We start from the raw sequence: 10714 nt of genomic DNA on the forward strand, positions 1-10714 counted from the left end.
AGCTATTCGCTAATTTAACGCTATCCAAAACAGAACTCTTCTAGAATACAACCCAAAAAGCCTTACGTCTAACGACGGAGGGCTTTTTTGGGTTTTCATCATAAAATAAAGTTACTTACCAAATGATAAGTAACTTTTTATTGTCTAAACTTATTCGTCAGCGACCATGATATCAGTTAATTGACCAAATTTTTCTTTAGCATCTTCAGAAATACTAGAATCAGTGACCAGGTGATCGATTTTGCTAACATTGTAGAAATCATAAAAATCGTATTTATTGAATTTTTCATGGTCGACGAGAAGGAATTTTTCAAAGGCATTATCAAGAGCAATGCGTTGAATTTCTCCTTCGTTTTCGCTGTAAGTGGCTACAGAATCCCCAAAGACACCATTGGCACTGACAAATGCTTTTGAGAATTTGAGATTTTGCAAGTAGTTAGCAGTCAGTGAGCCGACAAAGGCACCTGTAATATCACGATATTCACCGCCGGTTAAGATTAAATCGGTGCTTTTATTTTGATTTAAAATAGTGAATACTGGCAAACTATTTGTCACGACACGGATGTTTTTGGCAATAAGTTCGTGAGCAAAATGTTCCAGCGTTGTTCCAGGACCGATGAAAACTGTTTCGCCATCTTGGATGAATTGACTTGCAAATTTTGCAATAGCGCGTTTTTCTTCAATTTGTAGTTCTTGTTTTTCAGTGTTTGATTTTTCATATTTAGGTTTTACTTTTGGTGTATCGATACTTTGGGCGCCACCATGGATACGAATCAACAAACCTTCTTTATCGAGTTCGTCAAGGTCACGACGAACAGTCATATCTGAAACACCAAGTTCTTTAATGATGTCGTTAACAGTAATAACACCTTTTACGTTGATTTTCTCAAGAATCCACTGGAGGCGTTCTTTTTTTAACATACTAAACTCCTTTCTTTTTTATTTCTCCTTGTCATTATCATAGCACAATTAAATTACTAACTCAACAAATAAGAAAAAAAGAAACAATTCGAAACATTGTCGTCATAAAGGTAACAATTACTGAAAATAAAGGATTTCTATGACGTTGTTTTCAATGAAGAAAACAAAAATCAACAAACATTTTTAAAAAATACTAAACAAATACGTTGACAAATGTTTGTTTTAGTTTTATTATATAAACATAAAAAAACGTTTTTAAAAAATTATCTAGATAAAAGAAAAATTTTGAGGTGTTAAAATGATAATTATTCTTGGTTCAGATGCTGCAGGTGAAACTTTAAAAAATATTATTAAGGATTACTTGCTTGAAAATGACTATGACATCAAGGACGTTTCAGATGTTGATAAAGATTTTGTAGACAATACACTTGCAGTTGCAGCAGGTGTCAATACCACTGAAGGTAATCTTGGCATTATGATTGATGCTTATGGTGCTGGAAGTTTTATGACAGCAACTAAGGTCAAAGGTATGATTTGTGCAGAAGTTTCTGATGAACGTTCTGCTTACATGACACGTGCCCACAATAATGCTCGTATGATTACAATGGGGTCAGAAATTGTGGGAGTTGGATTAGCTAAAAATATTGTCAAAGGATTTTTGGAAGGTCATTATGATGGTGGTCGTCACCAAATCCGTGTCGATATGTTGAATAAAATGTGTTAGGAACGAGGAAGATAAAATGAAAATTGCAATTGGATGTGACCATATCGTAACAACAGAAAAAATGGCAGTGTCAGATTTCTTGAAATCAAAAGGTTATGAGGTCATTGATTGTGGAACTTACGATCACACACGCACACACTACCCGATTTTTGGTAAAAAAGTCGGAGAAGCAGTGACAAGTGGACAAGCAGATTTAGGTGTTTGTATTTGCGGTACAGGTGTTGGCATTAACAACTCTGTTAACAAAGTTCCAGGTATTCGTTCAGCTTTGGTTCGTGATATGACAACAGCGATTTATGCTAAAGAAGAGTTAAATGCTAATGTCATCGGTTTTGGTGGTAAAATCACAGGCGAACTTCTCATGGGTGATATTATCGAAGCATTTATCAAAGCTGAATACAAACCAACGGCAGAAAATAAAGCATTGATTGAAAAAATTGCTCAAGTTGAAACAGTTAATGAAGAACAAAGTTCACCAGATTTCTTTGATGAATTTCTTGAAAAATGGAACCGTGGTGAATATCACGATTAGGAGATATTAGGATGATTCTTACAGTAACATTGAATCCGTCAATTGATATCTCTTATCCACTAGATGAATTGAAATTAGATACGGTAAATCGTGTCACTGAAGTTAAAAAAACAGCAGGTGGAAAAGGATTAAATGTCACTCGGGTCCTGTCAGAGATTGGGGATCATGTGACAGCAACTGGTTTTATTGGCGGAAAATTAGGTGATTTTTTGACGCAGCAACTTGATAAAAGTCAGATTAATCACCGTTTTTTCAAGATACATGGTGAAACTCGTAATTGTATTGCGATGTTGCATGAAGGCTTGCAGACAGAAATCTTGGAAGCAGGCCCAATGATTGACCAAGATGAGGCAGATGGTTTTCTTAATCATTTTCGTTACCTTTGCCCGTCTTATGATGTCATCACGATTTCAGGAAGTCTTCCAGTTGGTCTTGAAACGGATTATTATCAAAAAGTTATTGGACTTGCTAATTCGCAAGGCAAAAAAGTGGTGCTAGATTGTTCTGGTGAGGCTCTGGAAGCTGTTTTAACAGGTGATGACAAACCGTTTGTTATCAAGCCAAACACAGAAGAATTATCACAGCTTGTAGGAAGAGAAGTGAGCGATGATGTGGATGACTTAAAAGAAATCTTGCAAGCTGATTTGTTTGCAGGGCTTGATTGGGTGGTCGTTTCACTAGGCAGCAAAGGAGCTTTTGCGAAACACGGTGACCGCTATTACCGCGTTACCATTCCAAAAATCGATGTGGTCAATCCTGTTGGTTCTGGTGATTCAACGGTGGCTGGTATTGCGTCAGCGATTATCCATAACCTTTCCGACAAAGACTTCTTACGTCATGCGAATGCTCTTGGTATGTTAAACGCTCAAGAAAAAATGACAGGTCATGTCAATATGACAAATTACGAAAACTTATTTAATCAAATTCAGGTAGAAGAGGTATAAGAAAAATGGTATTAACACAAGAAAAACGCAGATTACTTGAGAAGCTTAGCTGTGATGGCGTGATTTCTGCTTTGGCATTTGACCAACGTGGAGCACTTAAACGCATGATGGCAAACTATCAAACAGAAGAACCAAGTGTTGAACAAATCGAACAATTGAAAGCCTTGGTTTCAGAAGAATTGACACCGTATGCGTCATCTATTCTTCTTGACCCTGAGTATGGTTTGCCAGCAAGTAAGGTTCGTGATGCGAATGCTGGACTTTTGCTTGCTTATGAAAAAACAGGTTATGATGCGACAACGACTAGCCGCTTGCCAGATTGCTTAGTCGAATGGTCTGCTAAACGTCTTAAAGAAGAAGGAGCTGATGCAGTGAAATTCTTGCTTTATTATGACGTTGATGGTGATGAATACGTTAATCTTCAAAAACAAGCTTATATCGAACGCATTGGTGCCGAATGTAAAGCTGAAGATATGCCATTCTTCCTTGAGATTTTGACTTATGATGAAAACATCACTGACAATACAAGCGCAGCATTTGCCAAAGCAAAACCTCACAAAGTTAACGAAGCCATGAAAGTTTTTTCTGACGACCGCTTTGGTATTGATGTGCTCAAGGTTGAAGTCCCTGTCAACATGAAATATGTTGAAGGTTTTGCGGACGGTGAAGTGGTTTACACTAAAGAAGAAGCTGCTAAAGCTTTCAAAAACCAAGAAGCAGCAAGTCATTTGCCATATATCTATCTTAGCGCAGGTGTTTCAGCAAAGCTTTTCCAAGAAACGTTGGTATTTGCGGCTGAATCAGGTGCTAAATTCAACGGTGTCCTTTGCGGACGTGCTACTTGGGCTGGCTCTGTACAAGTGTATATCGAAGAAGGCGAAGCCGCAGCGCGTGAATGGCTAAGAACACAAGGACGCAAGAATATCGAAGAACTCAACGCAGTCCTTACCAAAACAGCCAGCTCATGGAGTGAGAAAGTTATCGAACCAGTGTTTGCTTAAACTCAAACTCTAACTCATTAAAACTTCTTTTATATTAATTTGTTTTTTGAAATTGGGAATGTTGGTTGTGAGGGCTAGCTTTCCCTTTTTAAGGAGAATTTTATGGTTATAGAATTAAAAAATGATTTCTTAACAGTTCAGTTTAAGGAATTTGGTGGCGCTTTGTCATCCATAAAAGATAAAGACGGCGTCGAATATTTGTGGCAAGGAAATCCAGAGTATTGGAGTTCACAAGCACCAGTATTATTTCCGATTTGTGGGAGCTTACGTGATGATGAAGCTATTTATCGTCCTAGTAGCCGTCCCCATTTTACAGGTGTGATACCGCGACATGGTTTGGTGCGTAAGAAGACTTTTACTTATGAACCATTATCTGAAAATAGCCTTGCTTTTTCAATCACCCCTGATGCGGAAATGTTGGCCAATTATCCTTATGATTTTGAGTTGAAAATCATTTACACTTTGATTGGAAAGACGATTAAAACAAGTTACCAAGTGACAAATCGCGAGACAGAAAAGGTCATGCCTTACTTTATTGGTGGGCACCCTGGGTTTAATTGCCCATTGCTTGCTGATGAGTGTTATGAAGATTATTATCTCGAATTTGAAAAAGAGGAAACTTGTACTGTTCCAGAATCTTTTCCAGAAACAGGGCTTCTTGATGTGAATAAGCGTACGCCATTTTTAGAAAAGCAAAATATTCTAAATTTGGATTATGCTTTGTTTGCCAAAGATGCCATTACTTTGGATAAATTAGCTTCACGAAGTGTTTCTCTCAAATCTCATAAACATGATAAAGGATTACGCTTGGATTTTGCAGATTTCCCTAATCTGATTTTATGGTCAACAACGACTAAAGGTCCTTTTATTGCCTTGGAACCATGGAGTGGTTTGTCAACATCGCTTGATGAGAGTGATGTTTTAGAAGATAAACGTCAGGTTACTTTTGTGCCTTCTGAAGGAACTGATGAGAAATCTTTTTCTATTACTATTTTTTGAAAATGTTTAAAAATAAATAAAAATAATTAAAAAATAAACAAGAAAGGGTTTACACAATTAAAGTTGTGTGTTATATTATAGCCATAGAAATTAAATAGAGTGGATTGTAACTAAGACATTAGGCAAGACCGCAAATAATCTAGACGGGGGAGGTCTAGCTTGTTTGTGGTTTTTTATTGCCTAAAAACCACTGGGGAGGGGTCAAATGTTTCGGATTGTACAAGCGCTCAACAATAATGTTGCCTTAGTTAAGGATGAACAAGGGCAACAAGCTGTCGTTATGGGATTAGGAATTGTTTTTCATAAGAAAAAAGGTGACTTAATCGTACCAAGCAAAGTTGAAAAGATTTTTTCTTTAAGAACAGAAGAATCAAAAGAAAACTTTTTAACGCTTTTGAAAAATATTCCACTTGATATCTTAACAGTCACTTACAATATGATTGATCGATTAGTTGATAAATATCATTTTCCTGTTCAGGAGTATTTATACGTGACGCTGACAGATCATATTTATTCAGTTTATCAAAAGCTGTTAAAAGGAAATTATCAGGAAAGTCATTTACCAGATATTTCTGATGCTTATGAGACAGAATTTGCGATGGCAAAAGAAGCAGTTGAGATGTTAAGTCAAAAATTGTCAGTTGTTTTTCCTGACGACGAAGTTGGACGCATGGCTTTGCATTTTATCAATGCAAAAGGTGATTACGAGGTTTCAGAAAATAAGCAAGAACATGCAAGAAAGCGTGTCTTGGAATTGGTTGAAGAAGAATTATCAAGTAGCGGCATTAAACGTAGCGTAGACAATGGCAATTTATATGACCGTTTGATGATTCATCTCACCTATCTGATTAATCGATTGCAGACAAATCAACAAGATGAAACGTCGTTAATCAATATGGAGGAATTTGTTAAATCAGATTATCCACAAGCTTATCAAATCGGACAAGCTATTTACGATGTGATTGAAAAAGAATTAGACATAGATTTATCACGCAGTGAACGTGTTTATCTAGTTATACATATTCAACGTTTATTGAAATAAGGAGAGAAAAATGTACAAATTACCAGAAGATTTTATTTTTGGTGGCGCAACAGCAGCTTACCAAGTTGAAGGTTCAACAAAAGAAGGTGGTAAAGGAGCAGTTGCTTGGGATGATTTTCTAGCTGAACAAGGTCGCTTTAGTCCAGACCCTGCAAGTGATTTTTATCACCAATACCCACAAGATATCGAACTTTGTGAAAAATTTGGTGTCAATGGGCTTCGCTTATCAATTGCTTGGAGCCGTATTTTCCCAAATGGAACTGGTGAAGTCAATCAAGAAGGTGTGGATTTTTATCACAAGGTTTTTGCAGAATGTCAAAAACGTGGCATTACAGCATTTGTAACTCTTCATCACTTTGATACACCAAAAGTGTTGTTTGATAACGGTGATTTCTTAAACCGTGACACGATTGAAGCTTTTGTTGATTATGCAAAATTCTGTTTTGAAGAATTTACAGAAGTTCGTCACTGGAGTACTTTCAATGAAATCTATCCAGTCGCAACTAACCAATATCTACTTGGAATTTTCCCACCAGGTATCAAATATGACCTTTCAAAAGTTATCCAATGTCTTCATAATATGATGTACGCACATGCGCGTGTGGTTAATTTGTTCAAAGACGGTGGCTACCAAGGTGAAATTGGTGTGGTTCATTCTCTTGAAACCAAATACCCTGCAACTGATAGTGAAAAAGATAAACATGCCGCTTTCCTAGATGATGCGTTATCAATTCGTTTCTTACTTGATGCAACTTATCTAGGTTATTATTCAAACGAAACAATGAAAGCGCTTAAAGAAATCTGCGCTGCTAACAATGCAAGCTACGAATTTCTTGATAGTGACTTTGAGGAAATGAAAAAAGCTAGTCACCGTAATGACTACCTTGGTATCAATCATTACCAATGTCACTTTGTTAAAGCCTACAATGGTGAAAATGCTATCCATCACAACGGTACAGGTGATAAAGGAACATCAGTTTACAAAGTGAAAGGTATCGGGGAACGTATTTACAAAGAAGGAATTCCAAGAACAGATTGGGACTGGATTATCTATCCTGAAGGTTTGTATGATTTGCTCCTTCGCATTAAAGCGGATTACCTACATTACAACAAAATCTACATCACAGAAAATGGTATGGGGTACAAAGATAACTTTGATGATGGTATCATTATGGACCAACCGCGTATCGATTACTTGAAAGTTTACCTTCAATCACTTGCCAAAGCAATTGATGCTGGGGTTAATGTTAAGGGATATTTCCTATGGTCATTGATGGATTGTTTCTCATGGTCAAATGGCTATAATAAACGCTACGGTTTGTTCTATGTGGATTTTGAAACACAAAAACGTTATCCAAAAGCGTCAGCTTACTGGTATAAACACATTAGCGATACAAAAATTGTAGAATAGGGGATTTAGAAAATGGATAAAAAAGAATTACAAATGTTAGGTTTTGAAATTGTGGCTTACTCAGGTGATGCAAGGAGCACACTTCTTCAATTGCTTAAGGAAGTTCGCTCTGGCAACTTTGATAATGTTGATAAAGCGATTAAAGATGCTGACGAAAATTTGGCTAAAGCTCACAATGCGCAAACACAATTGCTAGCACAAGAAGCAGGTGGTGAAGATTTGGAACTTGGATTTATCTTTGTTCACGGTCAAGACCACTTGATGACAACTTTGTTGTTGCGTGATATCATTTCGGATTTTATTGAATTATATAAAAATCGTTAATTTTTGAAAAAGAAAGGAAGAAAACCGTGGCTTGGTAATTGTATAATCTCCTCTCATTTGCCAAGCCTAGGTTTTTGGGGAGTTGTATCATGGACAAACTCATTCAACAAATTGAAAAAGGGAAACCTTTTTTTGAAAAAGTTTCTCGTAACATTTATTTAGGTGCCATTCGTGATGGTTTCCTTGCGTCAATGCCAGCGATTCTCTTTTCTAGTATCTTTATCTTGATTGCATCGATTCCAGATGTGTTCGGAGTGACTTTACCAGAAGATTTCTCAAATTGGCTTTGGAAGATTTATAACTACTCAATGGGTGTCGTTGCGCTTCTGGTTTCAGCAACAACTGCACGTTGCTTGGCAGAATCTGTTAACCGTAAGATACCAGGTAATAAGAAAATCAATGCGGTTTCTGTTATGCTTGCCTCAATTGTCAGCTTCTTGATGTTGAGTGCTGATGAGCTTGACGGTGGTCTTGCTAGTGGTTATATGGGGACAAAAGGTATCCTAGCAGCCTTTGTAGCAGCCTTTATCACTGTTAATGTTTACAAATTCTGTGTTATTCGTGACATCACTATCAAGATGCCAAAAGAAGTACCAGGAACGATTTCGCAAACATTCCGTGACATTTTCCCATTCTCATTTGCCGTGTTTGCAGCTGTTATCATTGATACAGTTATCCGTCATTTCTTTGGTACCTCATTTGCGGAAGCTGTTATCACACTTCTTCAACCATTGTTCACTGCAGCAGATGGTTACCTTGGAATTGCCATTATCTGGGGTGCTATGGCCCTCTTCTGGTTCGTTGGTGTGCATGGTCCATCAATCGTAGAACCAGCTATCGCAGCGATTATCTATGCGAATGTTGAAACTAACCTTCAATTGTTTAAAGCTGGGGAACATGCTTCAAACGTATTGACTGTCGGTCTTGGTAACTTCGTTGGTACTATGGGTGGTACTGGTGCTACACTTGTCGTTCCATATCTTTTCTTGCTATTTGCTAAATCAAAACAATTGAAAGCCGTTGGTAAAGCGTCATTTATCCCAGTTAGCTTTGCTGTTAACGAACCTTTGCTTTTTGCAACACCAATCATTCTTAATCCTTACTTCTTTATTCCATTCCTTTTAGCGCCAATTGCCAACGTTTGGATTTTCAAATTCTTTGTTGATGTGCTTCAAATGAACAGCTTCATGTATGTTCTTCCTTGGGCAACACCAGCTCCGATTGGACTTATTCTTGGTACAGGCGTTAGCCTTCTAGCTGTTATTCTTGTCTTTCTTCTTATTGCTGTTGATGCGATTATTTACTTCCCATTCATCAAAGCTTATGATGCTTCACTTCTTGAAGAAGAAGCTGAAAATGCTGCAATAGAAGAACTTGAAAGTATTACTCCAGTAAAAGCTGCAGAAAAAGTTGTTGAAGCAAAACCTGCTGTTAAAGTGACAACTGATAAACCAATCAACGTCTTAGTTCTTTGTGCCGGTGCTGGTACAAGTGCTATGCTTGCTAATGCTCTTACTGAAGGAGCTGCTGCAACAGGTGCTAATATTACAGCATCAGCTGGCGCTTACGGTTCACATTATGAAATCATGAAAAACTTTGATATGATTGTGCTTGCTCCACAAGTGAACTCATTCTACGAAGATATCAAGAAAGATACAGATGCCCTTGGTATCAAGTTAGCAGCTACAAAAGGTGCTGAATACATTAAATTAACCCGTGATCCAGAAGGTGCAGTAGCCTTCGTAATGTCATACTTTGACTAACTGATGTATTAAAAGCTAGGAAAAAATTATGAAAAAGCTAAAGAAGATTGTCATGGCAAGTGCAGCAGTATTTAGTCTAGCTTTTGCTGGAACTACCATGACTAAAGCCGATAACTTCATCAATGGTGCTGATATTTCAATCCTTGATGAGATGGAATAAAGCGGAGCTATTTACAAAATCAATGGTAAACAACAAGATCCGCTGACAATTTTAAAAAATAATGGTGTTAATTATGTTCGCTTGCGACTTTGGGTTGATCCTTATGATGCAAATGGTAATGCCTACGGCGCAGGAACTAATGATTTAAACAGAATGTTAAAATTAGCCAAACGTGCTAAAAATAAAGGGTTGAAAGTCTTACTCGATTTCCATTACAGTGATTTCTGGGTTGATCCTGGAAAGCAAAATCTTCCCAAAGCTTAGCAGAATCAATCCTTTGAACAATTAAATTCAAGTGTCTATTCTTACACAGCTGATGTCCTTAATCAGATGAAGTCACAAGGCATTTACCCTGATATGGTGCAAATCGGAAATGAATTAAACAGCGGTATGCTTTGGCCTTACGGAAAAAGCTGGGGCGGTGATGGAAAGGAATTCACTCGCCTAGCGACTTTCTTAAAATCTGGTGTTCAAGCTGTGAAAGACACGCAGCAAAGTAACACACCAATCATGCTTCATTTAGCAGACGGTGGTGACAAATCAGCTTTTCAATGGTGGTTAGACGAAATCACTAATCAATCCGTTGATTTTGATATTGTCGGTATTTCTTATTACCCATATTGGCACGGTACATTAGCGGAACTCTCTGAAAATATGGATAATATCAGCGAACGCTACAACAAAAAAGTTGTTGTGGTTGAAACAGCTTATGCCAATACTCTTGACAATCTTGACCAAAAGACAAATGCTGTCACAGCAATAGAAGAAGCAGCAGCTGGTTACAAAGCTAGCCAAGATGGTTAGTACGAATTTTTGACAGATTTAGTTGATAAGATTAAGGATGTCAAAAATAACAATGGACTTGGTTTCTTCTATTAGGAACCACTCTGGTA

At 37.4% G+C, this 10714-nt stretch carries 11 protein-coding genes and 1 pseudogene; 11 read left to right on the forward strand and 1 reads right to left on the reverse strand.

The window, feature by feature from the left end:
* Positions 1-150: 150 nt before the first annotated feature.
* Positions 151-921: a DeoR/GlpR family DNA-binding transcription regulator gene (locus tag B3R79_RS03705; RefSeq protein ID WP_020916057.1), complete on the reverse strand. Its 771-nt coding sequence runs from the start codon at positions 919-921 to the stop codon at positions 151-153.
* Between the two features lie 298 nt (positions 922-1219).
* On the opposite strand from B3R79_RS03705, the gene lacA reads away from it, so the two are divergent.
* The 11 genes and pseudogenes from lacA (at position 1220) to B3R79_RS03760 (ending at position 10625) form a co-directional block, all read left to right on the forward strand.
* Positions 1220-1645: a galactose-6-phosphate isomerase subunit LacA gene (lacA, locus tag B3R79_RS03710; RefSeq protein WP_293693824.1), complete on the forward strand. Its 426-nt coding sequence runs from the start codon at positions 1220-1222 to the stop codon at positions 1643-1645.
* Positions 1646-1661: 16 nt separating this feature from the next.
* Positions 1662-2177 carry a galactose-6-phosphate isomerase subunit LacB gene (lacB, locus tag B3R79_RS03715; RefSeq protein WP_132868885.1) on the forward strand — a complete coding sequence of 172 codons (516 nt, stop codon included), beginning with the start codon at positions 1662-1664 and terminating at the stop codon, positions 2175-2177.
* A gap of 11 nt (positions 2178-2188) precedes the next feature.
* The gene (locus tag B3R79_RS03720; RefSeq protein ID WP_293693829.1) at positions 2189-3121 is read left to right on the forward strand and encodes a tagatose-6-phosphate kinase; all 933 of its coding nucleotides are present in this window, start codon (positions 2189-2191) and stop codon (positions 3119-3121) included.
* Between the two features lie 5 nt (positions 3122-3126).
* Positions 3127-4122 (forward strand): tagatose-bisphosphate aldolase, encoded by a 996-nt coding sequence (gene lacD, locus B3R79_RS03725; protein WP_293693831.1) that lies wholly within the window; start codon positions 3127-3129, stop codon positions 4120-4122.
* Between the two features lie 102 nt (positions 4123-4224).
* On the forward strand, positions 4225-5121 hold the full coding sequence (locus tag B3R79_RS03730; protein WP_293693833.1) for an aldose 1-epimerase family protein: 897 nt from the start codon (positions 4225-4227) through the stop codon (positions 5119-5121).
* A 205-nt stretch (positions 5122-5326) separates the two neighbouring features.
* Positions 5327-6163 carry a PRD domain-containing protein gene (locus B3R79_RS03735; RefSeq protein ID WP_293693835.1) on the forward strand — a complete coding sequence of 279 codons (837 nt, stop codon included), beginning with the start codon at positions 5327-5329 and terminating at the stop codon, positions 6161-6163.
* A 10-nt stretch (positions 6164-6173) separates the two neighbouring features.
* On the forward strand, positions 6174-7574 hold the full coding sequence (lacG, locus tag B3R79_RS03740) for a 6-phospho-beta-galactosidase (RefSeq protein ID WP_293693837.1): 1401 nt from the start codon (positions 6174-6176) through the stop codon (positions 7572-7574).
* Between the two features lie 12 nt (positions 7575-7586).
* Positions 7587-7898 (forward strand): PTS lactose/cellobiose transporter subunit IIA, encoded by a 312-nt coding sequence (locus B3R79_RS03745; RefSeq protein WP_293693839.1) that lies wholly within the window; start codon positions 7587-7589, stop codon positions 7896-7898.
* 89 nt (positions 7899-7987) lie between these two features.
* A complete protein-coding gene (locus tag B3R79_RS03750) occupies positions 7988-9661 on the forward strand; it encodes a PTS lactose transporter subunit IIBC (protein WP_293693841.1) in 1674 nt (557 codons plus the stop codon).
* A 28-nt stretch (positions 9662-9689) separates the two neighbouring features.
* Complete coding sequence (locus tag B3R79_RS03755) at positions 9690-9821, forward strand: hypothetical protein (protein ID WP_293693843.1); 132 nt, start codon at positions 9690-9692, stop codon at positions 9819-9821.
* Positions 9822-9839: 18 nt separating this feature from the next.
* Positions 9840-10625 (forward strand): annotated as a pseudogene (locus tag B3R79_RS03760) (glycoside hydrolase family 53 protein).
* Positions 10626-10714: the final 89 nt, after the last annotated feature.

The organism is Streptococcus sp. UBA3373 (assembly GCF_002360305.1).
Taxonomy (GTDB): domain Bacteria; phylum Bacillota; class Bacilli; order Lactobacillales; family Streptococcaceae; genus Streptococcus; species Streptococcus alactolyticus.